Annotated in this window: 15 protein-coding genes; 10 read left to right on the top strand and 5 right to left on the bottom strand. The window is 38.8% G+C overall.

Going from position 1 to position 17,216, the window contains the following annotated elements; genetic code table 11:
• The first annotated feature begins 68 nt into the window (after positions 1–68).
• The 4 genes from C1721_RS13625 (at position 69) to C1721_RS13610 (ending at position 2,924) form a co-directional block, all read left to right on the top strand.
• The gene (locus tag C1721_RS13625; RefSeq protein WP_102408777.1) at positions 69–605 is read left to right on the top strand and encodes a GNAT family N-acetyltransferase; all 537 of its coding nucleotides are present in this window, start codon (positions 69–71) and stop codon (positions 603–605) included.
• Positions 606–665: 60 nt separating this feature from the next.
• Complete coding sequence (locus C1721_RS13620) at positions 666–1,052, top strand: GxxExxY protein (RefSeq protein ID WP_102408776.1); 387 nt, start codon at positions 666–668, stop codon at positions 1,050–1,052.
• 54 nt (positions 1,053–1,106) lie between these two features.
• The gene (locus C1721_RS13615; RefSeq protein WP_102409483.1) at positions 1,107–1,571 is read left to right on the top strand and encodes an alanyl-tRNA editing protein; all 465 of its coding nucleotides are present in this window, start codon (positions 1,107–1,109) and stop codon (positions 1,569–1,571) included.
• A gap of 93 nt (positions 1,572–1,664) precedes the next feature.
• Positions 1,665–2,924 carry a phosphoglycerate kinase gene (locus C1721_RS13610; protein WP_102408775.1) on the top strand — a complete coding sequence of 420 codons (1,260 nt, stop codon included), beginning with the start codon at positions 1,665–1,667 and terminating at the stop codon, positions 2,922–2,924.
• 87 nt (positions 2,925–3,011) lie between these two features.
• On the opposite strand, the gene C1721_RS13605 is transcribed toward C1721_RS13610, so the two are convergent.
• From C1721_RS13605 to C1721_RS13585, 5 genes are all read right to left on the bottom strand, one after another.
• Positions 3,012–3,815: an endonuclease/exonuclease/phosphatase family protein gene (locus C1721_RS13605; protein ID WP_234347480.1), complete on the bottom strand. Its 804-nt coding sequence runs from the start codon at positions 3,813–3,815 to the stop codon at positions 3,012–3,014.
• A 169-nt stretch (positions 3,816–3,984) separates the two neighbouring features.
• On the bottom strand, positions 3,985–5,289 hold the full coding sequence (gene guaD / locus C1721_RS13600) for a guanine deaminase (protein WP_102408774.1): 1,305 nt from the start codon (positions 5,287–5,289) through the stop codon (positions 3,985–3,987).
• A gap of 21 nt (positions 5,290–5,310) precedes the next feature.
• Positions 5,311–6,207 (bottom strand): cation diffusion facilitator family transporter, encoded by an 897-nt coding sequence (locus C1721_RS13595; RefSeq protein ID WP_102408773.1) that lies wholly within the window; start codon positions 6,205–6,207, stop codon positions 5,311–5,313.
• Between the two features lie 92 nt (positions 6,208–6,299).
• Positions 6,300–7,625 (bottom strand): PhoH family protein, encoded by a 1,326-nt coding sequence (locus C1721_RS13590; RefSeq protein WP_102408772.1) that lies wholly within the window; start codon positions 7,623–7,625, stop codon positions 6,300–6,302.
• Positions 7,626–7,945: 320 nt separating this feature from the next.
• A complete protein-coding gene (locus C1721_RS13585; protein WP_102409479.1) occupies positions 7,946–10,300 on the bottom strand; it encodes an outer membrane beta-barrel protein in 2,355 nt (784 codons plus the stop codon).
• Between the two features lie 194 nt (positions 10,301–10,494).
• Here C1721_RS13585 and C1721_RS13580 point away from each other — a divergent pair, with 194 nt between their 5' ends.
• The 6 genes from C1721_RS13580 (at position 10,495) to C1721_RS13555 (ending at position 17,201) form a co-directional block, all read left to right on the top strand.
• The gene (locus C1721_RS13580; protein WP_102408771.1) at positions 10,495–12,078 is read left to right on the top strand and encodes a sensor histidine kinase; all 1,584 of its coding nucleotides are present in this window, start codon (positions 10,495–10,497) and stop codon (positions 12,076–12,078) included.
• 14 nt (positions 12,079–12,092) lie between these two features.
• Positions 12,093–12,776 carry a response regulator transcription factor gene (locus C1721_RS13575; RefSeq protein ID WP_102408770.1) on the top strand — a complete coding sequence of 228 codons (684 nt, stop codon included), beginning with the start codon at positions 12,093–12,095 and terminating at the stop codon, positions 12,774–12,776.
• A 110-nt stretch (positions 12,777–12,886) separates the two neighbouring features.
• Positions 12,887–14,197, top strand: coding sequence for a bifunctional folylpolyglutamate synthase/dihydrofolate synthase (locus tag C1721_RS13570; RefSeq protein WP_102408769.1), 1,311 nt, complete (start codon positions 12,887–12,889; stop codon positions 14,195–14,197).
• A 21-nt stretch (positions 14,198–14,218) separates the two neighbouring features.
• Complete coding sequence (locus C1721_RS13565; RefSeq protein ID WP_102408768.1) at positions 14,219–15,655, top strand: MFS transporter; 1,437 nt, start codon at positions 14,219–14,221, stop codon at positions 15,653–15,655.
• 164 nt (positions 15,656–15,819) lie between these two features.
• A complete protein-coding gene (gene ispE / locus C1721_RS13560) occupies positions 15,820–16,626 on the top strand; it encodes a 4-(cytidine 5'-diphospho)-2-C-methyl-D-erythritol kinase (RefSeq protein WP_102408767.1) in 807 nt (268 codons plus the stop codon).
• Positions 16,623–17,201, top strand: coding sequence for a class I SAM-dependent methyltransferase (locus C1721_RS13555; RefSeq protein ID WP_102408766.1), 579 nt, complete (start codon positions 16,623–16,625; stop codon positions 17,199–17,201). The genes ispE and C1721_RS13555 overlap by 4 nt, the downstream gene beginning before the upstream one ends.
• Positions 17,202–17,216: the final 15 nt, after the last annotated feature.

The raw sequence follows: 17,216 nt of genomic DNA, 5'->3' as shown, positions 1-17,216 counted from the left end.
TCGAGATAAAGTTTCTTTTAATTAAGATAAGCTTCTATCTTTGCTTCTATTAATGCAAAAACAAGATAATGAAAACAAAAATCAGCAAATACTACTCCATTCGTGAAGCCACACTGGAAGATGCGGAAGTAATCTGGCAAGCAATAGATTCTCATAGAGATTATCTGAAAACATGGTTGCCTTTTGTACCTAAATTGCAAAAAGTTGAAGATGAAGCCGCTTTCCTGTCCGCAACTCTGTCCGTTCCTTATGATGAAAGAAATATTGTTTTCGTGATAGAAAAGAACGACGAATTTTGTGGCCTTATCGGATTTGTTAATACAGACAATAATAACCACCGTACAGAAATAGGTTATTGGTTGTTGCCTGAACATCAAGGGCAAGGATTAATGACGCAGTGTGTAAAATATTTATGCCAATGGGCGGTCCGGGAACGCTCTATGCATCGAATTCAGATATGCTGTGCTGTAGGCAACCATCCAAGCAATGCGATACCCAAACGTCTTGGATTCAAGTTGGAAGGCACTATCCGTCATGGTGAATTGCTTGCATCCGGCGAATATGTGGATATAAATGTGTACGGGATATTAAAAGAAGAAATATAATTATTTAGAGACACATTATCTTATTTTTTAGACAAAAGAACATAAGAACAAAAAAGAAATATGGAAATAGAAAGTTTGATAAAAGCTATTATTCAGTGTGCTTATAATGTAAGAACACACCTTGCTGCAGGTTTTCTTGAGAATGTTTATCAGAAAGCATTGACGATAGAATTAAAAGAAAAAGGTATTAATGCAGATACAGAAATTCCTATAAATGTATATTACAAAAGTGAAATTGTAGGACAATTTAGAGCGGACATAATCGTAGAAGGAGAAATAATCATTGAACTTAAAGCGGTACAGCATCTTCTTCCTATACACGAAACCCAATTAGTAAATTACTTAACTGCTACCCATACAGACCACGGTTTATTAATAAACTTTGGTGGTGATCGTATCAAAATAAAAAGAAAATTCAGAGAATATAAACACAAAAATAACGCATAAGAAAAAATATGTTCTTTTGTTCTTATGTCTAAAAGCAATAAAAACTTGTCTATTATGGAAATAAATCAAGCAGCTCCAAAGTTTCAGGATGTGTCAATCGCACCTATGCATACGGCGGAGCATATTTTGAACCAGACAATGGTAAGGATGTTTGGATGTCCACGTTCAAAGAATGCACATATAGAACGTAAAAAAAGTAAATGTGATTATCAACTGGCAGAAGCGCCTTCGGCAGAAACAATGGAAGAAGTAGAACGCCGGGTAAACGAAGTAATAGACCAACATTTACCAGTCAACATTGATTTCATGCCTCTTGAAGAAGCCGGAAAGTTTGTTGATTTAAGCAAACTCCCCGAAAATGTAAGTGAAACATTACGTATAGTCCGCATAGGAGATTATGATGCTTGCGCCTGCATTGGAACTCACGTAAACAATACTTCTGAAATAGGTCACTTCAAATTACTCAATTATGATTATGCGGATGGAAGGTTGAGATTGAGATTCAAACTTACCGAATAATTATCTAATTGTAACATGTAAATAAAATATTTTTGCGTAAGTTTGCACACACTTAAATGATACATTTTAATACAAAACTTAAATACAATAGTTATGCAAACAATTGACAATTTCAATTTTGCCGGCAAAAAGGCATTTGTAAGAGTTGACTTCAACGTTCCTTTGGACGAAAACTTCAACATTACCGACGACACTCGTATGCGTGCCGCTCTTCCTACATTGAAGAAGATTTTAGCTGATGGTGGCAGCGTAATTATAGGTTCTCACCTTGGCCGTCCGAAAGGCGTTACAGACAAGTATTCTTTAAAGCATATCTTGAAACACCTTTCCGATTTGTTGGGTGTAGATGTTCAGTTTGCTAACGACTGTATTGGCGAAGAAGCCGGTGCTAAAGCTGCTGCTTTGCAACCAGGTGAAGTTTTATTGCTTGAAAACCTCCGTTTCTATGCAGAAGAAGAAGGTAAACCGAGAGGTTTAGCCGAAGATGCTTCCGACGAAGAAAAGAAAGCTGCCAAGAAGGCCGTTAAAGAGAGCCAGAAAGAATTTACAAAGAGATTGGCTTCTTATGCTGATTGTTATGTAAATGACGCATTCGGTACCGCTCACCGAGCTCATGCTTCTACGGCTTTAATAGCTGATTATTTTGATGCAGATCATAAGATGTTCGGCTATCTGATGGAAAAAGAAGTGAAAGCTGTTGACAAGGTAATGAATGATATTCGTCGTCCGTTTACAGCTATCATGGGTGGTTCTAAAGTTTCATCTAAGATTGAAATTATTGAAAACCTCCTGAATAAAGTAGACAACCTAATTATTACCGGCGGTATGACTTATACTTTCACCAAAGCTCAAGGTGGTAAGATCGGTAAATCTATCTGCGAAGATGACAAATTGGATCTGGCTCTTGACCTGATGAAAAAAGCGAAAGAAAAAGGTGTAAACCTTGTATTGGCTGTTGATGCTAAGATTGCAGATGATTTCAGCAATGATGCCAAGACAGACTTTGCTCCGGTTGATCAGATTCCTGATGGTTGGGAAGGCCTTGATATAGGTCCTAAAACCGAAGCTATTTACGCTGACGTTATCAAGAAATCAAAAACTATTCTTTGGAATGGTCCTACAGGCGTATTTGAATTTGAAAACTTCACTCACGGTTCTCGTACTGTTGGCGAAGCTATTGTTGAAGCAACAAAGAACGGAGCGTTCTCTCTAGTTGGAGGTGGCGATTCTGTAGCTTGTGTTAACAAATTCGGTTTGGCTAACGGTGTTTCTTATGTTTCAACAGGTGGTGGAGCATTGTTGGAAGCAATCGAAGGAAAGGTTCTTCCGGGTATCGCAGCTATTAAAGGTTAATCCATACGAATAATAGAATTCCATATAAAATAAATAAGGGCAGACATCACGTCTACCCTTATTTTTTTCTCCCTTGCCTATGTGAGTTTAGAGCTTTATATCTATCATTAGTGGCAGATGGTCTGATGCCATCGGTTCGTTTATAGATACGCTCTGGAGAACGTTATATTTGTGATTGTTAAACTTAAGTCCCCAAATATAGTCCAGACACACTCTTGGAGTGTCAGACGGGTAAGTAATAAACTTCTCGCTGGTAAGAAGGTTGAACTTTCCTTTTATAATCTCTACCGGTTCACTTCCGGGTTTAGCATTGAAATCTCCACCAACAAGAACCGGTTTATTCATTCCTTCCAATTCCTTAATAAGGATACCGGCAGATGTTACTCTATCTTTTTCCACTAAAGAAAAGTGAGTGCTGCATACTGCATAATCTTTAAAATCGGATATAATCAGCATACGAGGTTCTTCATCACCGGGAAGATGTACTTTACGAACACTTTCCGGTTTTATTTTTGTTAGCATCCCTATACCATATTTGCCTTTAGAACGATCAACCGCATGGCCAAATATAGGATACATCCCTGTAAGCTCGGACAACTGCATCATCTGGTTAGCCCAATTAACACGTTCGGTTACACTATCTACCTCTTGAAGGGCAACAACATCCGGATTAACCCGATTGATCACATCGGCAACTCGTTTAATATCCACTTCGTTATCCATACCAATACCGATACGAATATTATAACTCATAAAACGTAATGCGGACGGATCTTTAGTTTTTATTTCGTTATAAGAAACTCCATTACGTGGCTCTTGCGCATACATTCCATAAAATGGAATAAGACAAATCAAAGTAATTACGAATGTTTTAAATGCTGACTTTAACATAACATGACTCCCCTTTCCTGACAGATTAATTAATACAATTCCGAACTTTCTCTATAAAACAATAATACACTAACATTACTTCTTTTATAAAATCATTTATAAAAGAAGATGTACAAATATAATAAATTCATTTATTATAGCTATATGTAACGGAAAGTTTTTAAAATAATTACAAAACTTGCTTTCCTATTAAATAAGTTGCAGTAATAGCACGATCATCTCCCAGTATCTGCAATCCGAATAGTTTGTTTTCTATATTCCAATTATTGGTGCGTTGCAGATATTCTTTACGTAGCTGTTGAGAATCTGTAGAAGCATAATCTACAACAATAAAATCAGCATCACTGCCGGGTGTAAAACTACCTATTTTATCTTCCAGGTGTAATGCTTTGGCACTGCCCAGAGTGCATTTATAAAGTAACTCCAATGCCGAAACAGGATAACCATTCAGTTGTTGCACTTTATAGGCTTCACCCATTGTTCGGAACATAGAGAACGAGGTTCCTCCCGCTACATCTGTGGCAAGTGTTGTTTTAATAGCAAAGGTATTGACCAGAGACATGTTGAAAAGTCCACTTCCCAGAAACAAGTTGGACGTAGGACAATGGGCTATGGTAGCTCCGGCGGAAGCCAAACGTTCACATTCTTCTTTAGATAAATGAATACAATGGCCAAAAACCGTACGGTCGGTCATCAAGCCTGTTCGTTCATATACTTCCAGGTAATCCGAATGTCCCGGATATAGAGAAAGTACGGAATCTATCTCATCCCTGTTCTCGGATAGATGTGTCTGAATATAGGTATCGGGATATTCGGCATGCAAACGTCCGACACTCTCCAATTGATCCAAAGTACAGGTGATGGCAAAACGAGGAGTGATAACATAACGGTTTCTCCCTTTTCCATGCCATTTCTCTATCAGCCTACGAGTATCAGCTTCCCCTTTTTCTGTAGAATCCAACAAACCTTTCGGGGCATTACGGTTCATCAACACTTTACCGGTCAGCATACACATATCATATTCGGAAGCGATGGTAAAAAGGGCATCAACAGACTCCGGATGAACAGTTGCGTATGCCATACAGGTAGTTGTTCCGTTTTTCAGTAATTCATGTATAAAGAAACGGGCTGTTTTTTCGGCATGTTCCCGGGAAGAAAAGGCTTGTTCGGCAGGATATGTATAATCGTTCAGCCAATCCAAAAGCTGGCAACCATGCATCCCGATTATCTCCGACTGGGAGTAATGGATATGAGAATCAATGAATCCCGGCATAATTAGTTTGCCGGAATAGTCGGTTTCCGGAACAGAAGGATAACGGGCATGCAACGTTTCATAAGGTCCGGAATCTGCCACTTTCCCATCAGAAACCAATAAAGCGCCATCCGGGTAATAACAATATGAATCCTTACTTTCTAACGGCGAGGATATAAAATAAAATACTTCTCCACGAAACAACCTAACCTCTCTATTCATTCTCTTTTTCCTCTTTTCCTTTCACTTTATAGGCTCAACATGCAATGCTATGTGGGTGGCGATACCGAAACGTTGCCGGAGTTTCCTTTCAATATCACACATAATTTCATGTGAACGCGCTACCGTCATTTGTCCATCCACACGAAGATGAACTTCTATCGCAAAATCATTTCCTATACGGCGTGTACGCAGGTTATGCGGACTTTTTACTTCCTGCATTTCCGATATGATGGAAAGGATTTCATCTTCCACCTCTTTTGGTAAAGACTTTTCCAATAAGTCATTAATAGCCGGTATTACTAACTGAAATGCCACTTTTACAATAAAGATACTAACAATTACGGCAGCCAATGGATCTAGCACTCTCCATCGCTCTCCCAGCAGAATAGCACCACCAATACCAATAGCCGTTCCAATGGACGATAACGCATCCGAACGGTGATGCCAGGCATTGGCTATTACCGCCTGGCTGTTCTGGCGCTTCCCTATCAATACCGAATATCTGTACAGGGCTTCTTTTACAAGAATAGAAATAATAGCAGCTATAAGAGCTATTTTGCCGGGACTTTCCAACATTTCGCCCTTTATAAAGAAGTCATAGACTTTATTGATTCCTTCCCAAAAGAGTACAACTCCTACACATAACAACACGATTCCTATAATAGATGTTGCCAGTGTTTCGTATTTCCCGTGTCCATAATCGTGGCTTTCATCTTTAGGTTTGGAAGATATATTAATGAAAAACAGTACAATCACATCTGTTACAAAGTCGGAGAGTGAATGTACCGCATCTGCTATCATGGCACTACTGTGCCCCATGATACCGGCAATAAATTTGAATATAAGCAATAAGAAGTTTCCGACGGAACCAACCAGCGTAACCTTCACTATCTCTTTTTTCCTGGTCTGATTTTCCATATAAAGATGTTCCTTGAAACTTCAAAGATAACTAATAGTTGACAGGTTGGCAAAAATAAATAACTTCTGCCCTACCTGTCAACCATAAATCATTAAAGAATATTGGATGCTAATTCGGATAACTGGCTTCTTTCACCTTTAACAAGGTTGATATGGGCAAACAGTTCCTGCCCTTTCATTTTATCAACCATATAGGCCAGTCCGTTACTTTGGGCATCCAGATAGGGTGAATCTATCTGCTGTATATCTCCGGTAAACACCATCTTTGTTCCCTCTCCCGCACGGGTAATGATCGTCTTTATCTCATGAGGAGTCAGATTCTGGGCTTCGTCTATAATACAGAAAGTTTCAGACAAGCTACGTCCACGGATAAAGGCCAATGCTTCAATCACCAATTGATTGTTCTTTTGCATATCGTCAATCTTGCGGGCATCCGCAGCTCCCGGTGCGAACTGCGCCTTGATAACGTTCAAATTATCAAACAAAGGCTGCATGTAAGGAGCAACCTTTTGCTTTTCATCTCCCGGAAGGAATCCGATATCTTTATTAGCCAAAGCTACAATAGGACGGGCCAATAATACTTGTTTATACATTCCAACCTGTTTTAGTGCGGAGGCAAGAGCAAGCAAGGTCTTTCCTGTACCGGCTTTACCTGTCAATCCTACTAACTTGACGTTCGGGTCATTTAATACCTCGAAAGCAAAACTTTGCTCTGCATTGCGAGGTTGTATGCCGTAATTAGAACCTTTTTCCACCTTCTTTATCTTATCCTCGTACGGATTATAACGTGCTAATACGGAGTTGCGTACACTCTTTAAGATGAAGCAATCATTCGGGTCGAGTTTAGACCTTATTTCCAAAAGATCGGCATCTACACCTTCGGGAGATGAATATATTTTATCTATCAGATCCGGATCAATATTATCGTATGTTGCCTGCTCATGCTCAAATATATCCACATTAATTACTTTATCGGTAATGTAATCTTCAACAAGGATTCCCAACGAGCGGGCTTTCATCCGTAAGTTTACATCTTTAGTAACAAGGATCGTTTTAGTTTTCGGATTTTTATCGGCAATAGATAATGTGCAGGAAAGAATACGGTGATCCGCCGTTTTTTCCGGAAAAGAAAGGGCTATTTTTTCCTGGTACTTATCACCGGTTACAACATGAAGTGTTCCTTTGCCCGGACCTAACGACGCTCCTTTCAGGAACAGATCGTTGCTGGTCAACAAATCCAGCTCACGTACAAATTCACGCGCGTTATAATTTATCTGGTCACTTCCCTTCTTAAACTTATCCAGCTCTTCAAGCACTACAATAGGAAGGTAAATATCATTCTCCTGAAAGTTCTCAATACACTTGTAATCATGCAAGATAACGTTAGTATCAAGCACAAAATTCTTCTTTGCTCCCATAACCTTTCGATTTAATGATTATTTAATGTTGAACTACAAGCACTGTCTGCTCTTGAAAAAGCGCATAACAGCAACTTGGCTTCCCTACAAATATACTTATTTTAGGACACCAATACTCATCCTTATGTAATCTTTTATAGTATAAATCAATTCTTATAAATCTTTTTATCCATAAACTTCTTACTTTTTATAAACGTTAACGGCACATTTTATTCATCTCTTCGGCACTTACTAATTGGATCACATCTGTGATCTATATAGATCACAAGGGTGATCCGATTAAATATATGGGAAGAAATCATTAAAGATTCAGTTCCTTTTTATTTACCGAAGCGTGAAGTATTGACACTTTCATGCTTTTTTGCCTTAAATCCTCCGAATTTCCAGCTGAAAGAGAGACGAATACAGCGTTCGTCATTCAACTTGTTCAAACGGCTCCATTGATTTCCCTGGTTGATGGAAGCTGTGGGGATTGAAGTACGAAAAATGTCATTAGCATGTAAGGAAAGCGCGCCCTTTTGTTTGGCAAATGTCCATTTCACGCCGGCTGTAATATTGTACAGGCGTCCTAAATCATATATACCCTGAATAGCACCCGGAGCAACATAGGTGGCATCTATATCTAATTTGAGATCGGGTTTGTTGCTTAATTTGAATGTATTGGAAGTACTGGCTATACCCACATAGGTATTGCGGTTGAATGACATGCCGTGAAAATGATCGCTCTTTTCCTGCATCCTGTAACCTTGCAGCAATACACGCCCGTTCCAGAATGATCCGACTTTGAAGGGTACAATCAAGTTCAGTCCTACCTGAAAATTATAATTCAAGTTTTCATAACGAAATACGTTTTTTAATTCCGTATCGCTTTGAAAGGGAAGCTGAGTGAAGTAATCCGGCATATATTGGCAGAAGAGCATCAACACATATTTCTGACGAAAAATATAAAGTAATTGGCCTTCGTAAGAATTATAAGGCTTCAAAGCCGGATTTCCTACCGATTCGGAATAGGAGTTCAATGGAGTAGACTGCGGACTAAGTGTCATATAAGAAGGGAATGTTTTATCGCTGCTTACATTCAGTTGCAAAATATGAAACGGCGAGAACATATAACTTAATGCTGCCGTAGGAAACAATGTCCAGTCATTCCATAAGTTTGTCTTCTTCGTATTTTTTATGTAATCGGATTTATAGTATTCACCTTTTAGTCCGACGGTAGCAGAAAAATGTTGCCCGAAAGATTTGGAGACTTCGGCAAAGATATTGGCTGTATAATCTTTCTGTATATTATTTTCCAATGACTCAAGGTCAAGCTCATATCCATTTCCATCGTCATAAGAGTATTCCAAATGATTCTTAGAATATGTATAACCCGCATTAATGCCATAATTGAGCGACCATTCTTTACCTGCGGAAACCGTATGGTTGGCAAATGCAGACCAGCGGGATATATTTTGGTTGGTATAGTTAAGCATGTCTGTTTTAGAACCATTGTCGCTTAAATCAAGAAAATGCAGATCAGATGGAGACTTGTAATGAGTAAAGTCCACACCCGCTTTTACTTCTTTATGTCCGTCATATTGTATATGTATGTTATGTAAAGTCGAATGATTGTCCGACTCGCTGTTACTAAGGTTAGTGGTTGATGTTTTTTCTTCCAGTGGAGAAAAGATTGTATTGGAATTGCGTTTGTTGCTTGATTTATCTGCATTCAGATAATAAGCGGCAGACAGTTTGTCTTTATTTTTAAACGTATAATCTATACCTAAACGGCTAATTCCTTCATTTGCGTGATGGGTACTACGGCCGGTCTGCTCCACTTGTGTTACACCATTATTTAATGTATGGCGCGCCAAAATATCTTCACCGGCAAAGTTGCGTCCTTTAGCTCCGTTCAGCAGAAAATCTATATTCAGGTTCGATTTGGAGTAAAGGATGTTTGTATGTGCATTACTTCCGGCATAATGACGCTGTTCATAATCTATTCCGGCTTCTCCCTGAAAAGAAGGTGTATCGGACATGTTTTTATCCAATATCACGTTGATAACAGCACCTTTTATATTATACTTTGCCGGAGCGGCATACATGATTTCGGCTTTTTGTACACGGGACGCAGGAATAGTTTTCAGTAACCGGATAAGTTGATCCAACGACATCGTGGTAAGTTGTCCGTTTAAAATGATATGCAAATTACCTGCTCCTGCCAATTGTATTTCATCTCCCGTACCGGTAATTCCCGGCAATTGTTTGATGACTTCAAAAGCATTAATGATCGTTTTATCTTTCATAAGCTGCGGTATATCGTAGGATAATTTTCCACCTTCCACCTTTACTTGCGGATGATCTGCTTTTACAGTCACTTCGGCAAGGGCATAATCTTTATCGTTTAGCATAATGATACCGGCATCATCGGCAGAGATTTCTTTTTGAATCGGTTCATACAAAAGATGTTGAAACAGCAGTCGACAAGCCTGATTAGCCGGTCTACCGAACTTAAATAGCCCGAGACTATCCGATATTGTAGCATATACAGAATCCAATGTCTGAAGTATTACAGCCACACCATCCACAGGTTGATTTTGTTTGTTTATAATCTTACCGTTAATAGTTTGTGCAACTAACATCCCGTTGCAAATGAAAAGAAAGAACAGAGAATAATAAAGTATTCGTTTCATATCGCTCATCGTTATAAATTCATTAAAGCAAAGAAACCGGGATTATGGATAAAACTGTGTTACCACTTAATTATAAAGTGTTATCCAGTCTTACCAGTAGTGTTATTTAGTCTTATCATCGAACATAAATTAGAGAATGAGACAATGCCCTATCGAGACTTTATTTATCTTTGGCTAGAAAAACAGGAAGATTGATGAACACTCGTTTGCGTTTCAAACTCATTGCCATACTGATTACTTTATCATTAGCCGGATTGGTTGCATTTCAAGGCTATTGGTTGCATGGTCTGTATAAGACATTGTATGGCCAAATGGAAATCAATATACAGGAAGCAATGAAGAATGCGGACTATAAAGAGATGTTTCTACGTATCAAAGAGCTAAAGAATAAAGATGTACTTGTACAACACAAGTCTGAAACTATATCTATTTATTCGGATGACAAATCCAATTCTCCGGCCGATAGCACACGTAAACGCCCCTATGCCGTCATGTCTGCCCTAGATGGTTACAAAATGCAGGAACATTCGGCGAATATGCAGGTGCAGATAGATTATAGCGAGGAAAATGATTCTACTCCGGTAGATTCTACTCTAACCGACTATCTGACAACAATAGGGCAGATTGAAAACATGATACAACGAGCTATGCATATGGATATAGATTCTTTATCACCCATCGTATTTGACAATTATAACAAATTTCTCAAACAAGAACTTATAGCAAGAAATATAGTTACCGAACATGAACTTATTGTTGCCTATCAGCCGGAAGGCGAAAGAAAAGCTAAAGGTTGGATGAACCTGGGTAGTAATGAAATACTGAAAAAGGCTTATAAAGACAAGCTTCCGTCGGATACAACTGTCAATGTACCGCTCGTTTCCGACAAAGATTTTTCCAGATGGAAAGATGTCGTATATTTTGACTATCCGATATTTACGGATAATTTACTGTATTACCGTTTATATCTTAAATCTCCATCATATATAATATTAAAGCAAATGAGCGGAATATTAGTATCTTCCGTTATACTCTTTATATTAATCGTGATAGCCTTTATCTATCTGCTTCGTACCATCCTTAGACAAAAGACAATGGAGGAATTGAAGACTGACTTCACCAATAACATGACGCATGAATTAAAGACGCCCATTTCAGTAAGCTATGCTGCCGTAGATGCCTTATTAAACTTTAGTGATTCAGTTAGTGACAAACAACGGAAATACCTGACTGTTGTAAAAGATCAACTTATCCACCTTACGGGATTGGTTGAGCAGATTCTTGCACTTGCCGTAGAAAACAGGAGTACATTCCATTTACATCCGGAAGAAATAAACATCAGCCGTCTTGTTACTTCATTGGCAGAACAGTACAGGCTAAAGGCGGGTAAAGAGGTTGAGTTTAAACTGAATGTATCTGATAATCTGAATGTGCTGGCAGACCATACACATATATATAATATGTTGAGTAATTTGGTAGACAATGCTATCAAATATTGTGATAAAGAACTCTGTTGTATCATTCTGGAAGCAACAAAAAACGAGCAAGAAGTCTGTATCTCCGTAATTGATAACGGAAGAGGTATCAGTGAAACAAATCAAAAGCATATATTTGACAAGTTCTTTCGTGTGCCCAACGGAAATCTCCATAATACAAAAGGCTACGGATTAGGACTGTATTATGTGAGAGACATGATGGCTAAACATGGTGGAACGGTTACAGTGGAAAGTCATTTAGGAAAAGGTTCTACTTTTACATTACATTTTAAATATACATAATAAACCGCAATGATATGGATAAGATAAAGGTTTTACTGGTAGAAGATGAAAAAACATTGGCCATGATTATAAAAGACACGTTGGATGACGAAGGCTTTAATGTTACGTTAGCATACAATGGCATAGAGGGGTTATATCTAGCTAAAGTGGTAAATCCGGATGTTATTGTTACAGACATCATGATGCCTAAGAAGGATGGCTTTTCAATGGTTTGTGAATTACGGAGAAAGAGATGCACCATCCCTGTTCTTTTTCTGTCTGCCCGATCTTCTGCCAATGATGTGGTTGAAGGATTTGAATTAGGCGGAAACGATTATTTGAAGAAACCCTTCGGCATGGCAGAACTGGTTGTCCGCATCAAAGCATTGCTACATAAAATAGTTGTCTGTCCGGTAGAAGAAACAACATTTACTCTCGGCGAATATGTATTTGATTCTATTACGCAAACCTTATCCTGCCACGGAGAAAAGAAATTATTAAGCAATAGGGAATCGGAAATACTAAAACGGCTTTGCATAAATCAAAATCGCATAATGCCGATGAAAGAAGTCTTGTTAGATCTTTGGGGAGACGATTCGTTCTTCAACTCCCGTAGCCTTCACGTATTTATCACGAAGTTAAGGCACAAATTATCGAATGATAAATCAATTAAAATATTAAATATTCGAGGAATCGGGTATAAACTGATTATTGATTGAGGCAGTTCATATTCGTGCTCGAAGGTGACAAACTATCACGAAAAAGAACGTAAAGGCAGGCAATGGTATAATAAAATTGAGTACTTTTGCGCAACTCAAACTACAATAAAATGACATACGAAGATACATTGCACTATCTATATACCAGTATTCCTGTATTTCAGCATAGCGGCGCTTCTGCCTACAAACCCGGTTTAGATACAAGTATAGCTCTCGATAATCATTTAGGCAATCCTCACAAATCATATAAAACGATCCACGTAGCGGGAACAAACGGCAAAGGCTCTGTCAGCCATTTGCTTGCCGCCATTCTTCAACAATCCGGATATAAAGTAGGGTTATATACTTCTCCCCATCTGGTTGATTTCAGAGAACGTATCCGGGTAAACGGAAGTATGATAACGAAAGAATATGTAACCGGCTTTGTTGAACGCTATCGCTCCTTTTTTGAACCGCTTCATCCATCCTTTTTTGAACTTACCTCTACAATGGCTTTCGATTACTTCCGCAGTGAAAAAGTAGATATTGCTATAATAGAAGTAGGCTTGGGAGGACGATTGGACAGTACGAATATTATTACACCTGTTTTAAGTATCATAACAAATATCAGTCTCGATCATACTCAATTTCTGGGAGATACGGAAGAAAAGATTGCTGCCGAGAAAGCCGGTATTATCAAGAAACATGTTCCCGTGTTGCTGGGTGAAGCGAAAAAAGAAAGTGTACTCAATGTATTTGCCAGTACGGCCGAAGCGAACGGTGCTCCGTTTTACTTCGTTCAGAATATGGATTTACTGAATGAATCCCATATGTTATACGATCGCGAAGGCTGGTATTTTGATACCAAAGAATACGGTGTGTTATTGGGTGAATTAGGAGGTATGGCTCAAGGGGTAAATGGACAAACCGTGATAGGTGCATTGAAGCTGTTGATTAAACAAGGCCTGAAAATCCCATTGAATGCCATACGTGAAGGTTTCGGGCGTGTTACGGAGTTAACCGGTTTGATGGGACGCTGGCAAAAGTTGAATGAGAATCCGACAGTGTATTGCGACACCGGACACAATGTTGGCGGTTGGCAACATCTCTCCTCCTATTTGAACAATCAGATAATGCCGAAATATAAACACCTTTATATGGTTGTAGGCATGGTAAACGACAAAGATATTGACGGCGTGCTTTCTATGATGCCTCACGATGCCTCCTACTTCTTTACCCAAGCTTCTGTAGAACGTGCCATGCCGGCCGGAGAATTTGCGGCGAAAGCCGTAGCCCATGGTTTGTCCGGTATTGTGTGCAATACGGTAAAAGAGGCTGTACAGGAAGCGTTAAGCCGTGCTGATAAAGACGATATGATATTTATTGGAGGAAGTACCTTTGTGGTAGCTGATGCTATTCCTTTATTTCAAACAAGTAAATAACTTAATTCAAAAACAAATATTATGACACAACAGATTCAACGTAAACTAAGCGAGTCGAAAACCGCTCGCTGGAGTGTCTTGGCACTTGTGGCATTTACAATGCTATGCGGATACTTTATAACGGATATGATGGCTCCGCTTCAAGATTTGCTCCAAACCCCAGTAATGAGTGGAGGTCTAGGCTGGAGTGGAGACGATTACGGTAAATTTACCAGTGCTTACGGTTGGTTCAACGTATTCTTCCTGATGCTGATTTTCGGTGGTATGATTCTTGACAAGATGGGGGTGCGTTTCACCGGTCTTATGGCTACATCCATAATGATTATCGGCGTATTCATTAAGTGGTTTGGTATCTCACATGATTTCGGAGGAGCTACAGTTTCTATCTTTGGCACTGAATGGGGTTATACTTTACTGGTTGCATCATTGGGATATGCCATATTTGGTGTGGGTATAGAAATAGCAGGTATAACTGTTTCTAAAATCATTGTAAAGTGGTTTAAAGGAAAAGAAATGGCATTGGCCATGGGACTGGAAATGGCTTGTGCCCGTATTGGTACAGGCTTGGCAATAGGTACTACCCCACTGTTATGCAAAGCATTCAATAATTCAATCAGTATGCCGATTCTTATCGGATTAATCTTATTGTGCATTGGCTTGTTGTCATTCATTGTATTTGTAGTAATGGATAAGCGCCGTGATGCGGAAGATGCTTATAACGAAGAAGAGGAAGCAGAAGAACCATTCCGTTTTTCCGACATATTCTCTATCGTTACGATGAAAGGATTCTGGTATGTAGCTTTACTTTGCGTATTGTTCTATTCCGCTGTATTTCCATTCTTGAAATATGCACCAAGCCTGATGATTAATAAATTCGGTATAGACCCGGAGTGGTCTGGTGTTATTCCCGCATTATTACCATTCGGAAACATCTTGCTTACTCCGTTCTTTGGTAATTTGTATGACCGTAAAGGAAAAGGTGCTACTATTATGGTTATAGGTGCTATCATGTTGGTGTTTATCCATCTTATGTTCTCTATTCCGGCATTGAATAACTGGATTATTGCCCTTTGCCTGATTCTATTACTGGGTATCGCATTTTCATTGGTACCGTCGGCAATGTGGCCATCTGTTCCGAAGATCATACCGGAAAACAAACTGGGTACGGCTTATGCTTTAATTTTCTGGGTACAGAACTGGGGATTAATGGGTGTGCCTTATCTGATCGGTAAAGTACTCGATGCTTATTGTATTACCGGATATGTAAATGAAAAGCCAACGTATGACTATACCATACCTATGATGATATTTACATGCTTTGGAATCCTTGCCCTTATAATTTCTTTATTATTAAAAAGAGAAGACAGAATAAAAGGGTATGGACTGGAGTTGCCCAATATTAAGAAACCGGAAGAAGAAGCTCAGATCCTGGCAGAAGAAATGATTGCCGAACCGTAGACTAAAATGTTATTATGGATATCAGGGGAAGTGCAGGATAGATTATTCGCACCTCCCCTTTTTATATATACGAACTATCCGGTAAGAATTTATATCCGTTTCTGAATGGCATATATTCAATTTATCTTACTATTTTTGTTATCTAATATATAATATCAGTAAATATGATTTGTTTTCCCAATGCCAAAATAAATCTAGGCTTAAATATAGTAAGCAAACGTCCGGACGGTTATCATAATATCGAGACTGTGTTTTATCCGGTTCCCGTAAAAGATGCACTGGAAATAGTAGCAGCAAAAACGTTCTCTTTTCATCAAACAGGTATTCCCGTTGATGCTCCTATAGAGAAAAATCTGGTAGTAAAGGCACTGAATTTACTGAAAACAAAGTATGAAATTCCCCCGTTGGAAGTTCATTTGCTGAAAACAATCCCTTTTGGAGCTGGTTTGGGAGGAGGTTCTGCCGATGCCGCTTTCATGTTGAAGTTGGTTAATGATTTCTGCAAATTAAATATACCGGATGATGAATTGGAAGAAACAGCATCCTTTATTGGAGCAGACTGCCCCTTTTTTGTACGTAACACTCCTGTGTTTGCCTGCGGAACAGGAAATATATTTGATCCTGTTTCCTTATCTTTAGAAGGTTATTATATGTGCCTGGTAAAACCGGACGTAGCAGTATCCACACCGGAAGCCTATTCTCTTGTTTCTCCCAAATCCCCTGAAAAATATTTGAAAGAAATAATAAAGATGCCGGTTACCCAATGGAAAGAGGTTATGGTAAATGATTTTGAGATAAGTGTATTTACAAAGTATCCTGTTATCCGAAATATTAAGAACGAATTATATAATAATGGAGCGGTTTACGCTTCCATGTCTGGTTCCGGCTCTTCCGTATTCGGCTTATTTAAAGAACCGACCGATCTTAAAGAATCTTTTAAAGATAGCTTTGTCTGGGAGGGAAAGCTATGAATACAATAGCTGACTTTTTTGACACTATAGCCGATAGATGGGATGAACTTTGCACCCATGATCCGGATAAGATAAACCGGATATTAAAGCAAACTTCTTTGCATAAGGGAATGCGTATTTTAGATGTAGGATGCGGAACAGGCATACTTGAACAGTTCTTGTTGCCCTATTCCCCTTCCATGATTGTTGCAATAGATATCTCCCCTCTAATGATTGAACGTGCACAAAGTAAATATGCCGCAAAAAATGTAGACTTTCGTAATATAGATGTACTGGATATAAACAAGGAGCAATTCAACTATATTATTGCTTATAGCGTATTCCCTCATTTTGAACATCAGCAGGAAATAATCCGGCATTTAGCAGCATTGCTTTTACCGGAAGGAGAATTGGTTATATGTCATAGTGAAGGGAGAGATAAAATAAATGCACATCATAACCAACATGCCAGTAAACTATCGTTTGGCCTACCTTCTGCACAAGAGTTGGCTAACTGGATGAAACCGTATTTTGATATACAGACAATACATGACACTGATCAGTATTATTTAGTAAGCGGTAAACGTAAATTATAAAAACAAATGATATAT

Origin of the sequence: Parabacteroides bouchesdurhonensis (assembly GCF_900186615.1) — a bacterium.
Taxonomy (GTDB): domain Bacteria; phylum Bacteroidota; class Bacteroidia; order Bacteroidales; family Tannerellaceae; genus Parabacteroides; species Parabacteroides bouchesdurhonensis.
Note: the sequence above shows the minus strand (reverse complement) of the source record. Positions and strands in the feature narration are given on the sequence as shown.

What these genes read in the sequence shown, in the direction of transcription:
- C1721_RS13555 (WP_102408766.1), top strand. Translation starts at nt 16,623, where the DNA reads ATGAATACAATAGCTGACTTTTTTGACACTATAGCCGATAGATGGGAT.
- C1721_RS13620 (WP_102408776.1), top strand. Translation starts at nt 666, where the DNA reads ATGGAAATAGAAAGTTTGATAAAAGCTATTATTCAGTGTGCTTATAAT.
- C1721_RS13595 (WP_102408773.1), bottom strand. Translation starts at nt 6,207, where the DNA reads ATGGAAAATCAGACCAGGAAAAAAGAGATAGTGAAGGTTACGCTGGTT.
- guaD (WP_102408774.1), bottom strand. Translation starts at nt 5,289, where the DNA reads ATGAATAGAGAGGTTAGGTTGTTTCGTGGAGAAGTATTTTATTTTATA.
- C1721_RS13575 (WP_102408770.1), top strand. Translation starts at nt 12,093, where the DNA reads ATGGATAAGATAAAGGTTTTACTGGTAGAAGATGAAAAAACATTGGCC.
- C1721_RS13580 (WP_102408771.1), top strand. Translation starts at nt 10,495, where the DNA reads ATGAACACTCGTTTGCGTTTCAAACTCATTGCCATACTGATTACTTTA.
- ispE (WP_102408767.1), top strand. Translation starts at nt 15,820, where the DNA reads ATGATTTGTTTTCCCAATGCCAAAATAAATCTAGGCTTAAATATAGTA.
- C1721_RS13610 (WP_102408775.1), top strand. Translation starts at nt 1,665, where the DNA reads ATGCAAACAATTGACAATTTCAATTTTGCCGGCAAAAAGGCATTTGTA.
- C1721_RS13615 (WP_102409483.1), top strand. Translation starts at nt 1,107, where the DNA reads ATGGAAATAAATCAAGCAGCTCCAAAGTTTCAGGATGTGTCAATCGCA.
- C1721_RS13605 (WP_234347480.1), bottom strand. Translation starts at nt 3,815, where the DNA reads ATGTTAAAGTCAGCATTTAAAACATTCGTAATTACTTTGATTTGTCTT.
- C1721_RS13590 (WP_102408772.1), bottom strand. Translation starts at nt 7,625, where the DNA reads ATGGGAGCAAAGAAGAATTTTGTGCTTGATACTAACGTTATCTTGCAT.
- C1721_RS13565 (WP_102408768.1), top strand. Translation starts at nt 14,219, where the DNA reads ATGACACAACAGATTCAACGTAAACTAAGCGAGTCGAAAACCGCTCGC.
- C1721_RS13625 (WP_102408777.1), top strand. Translation starts at nt 69, where the DNA reads ATGAAAACAAAAATCAGCAAATACTACTCCATTCGTGAAGCCACACTG.
- C1721_RS13585 (WP_102409479.1), bottom strand. Translation starts at nt 10,300, where the DNA reads ATGAAACGAATACTTTATTATTCTCTGTTCTTTCTTTTCATTTGCAAC.
- C1721_RS13570 (WP_102408769.1), top strand. Translation starts at nt 12,887, where the DNA reads ATGACATACGAAGATACATTGCACTATCTATATACCAGTATTCCTGTA.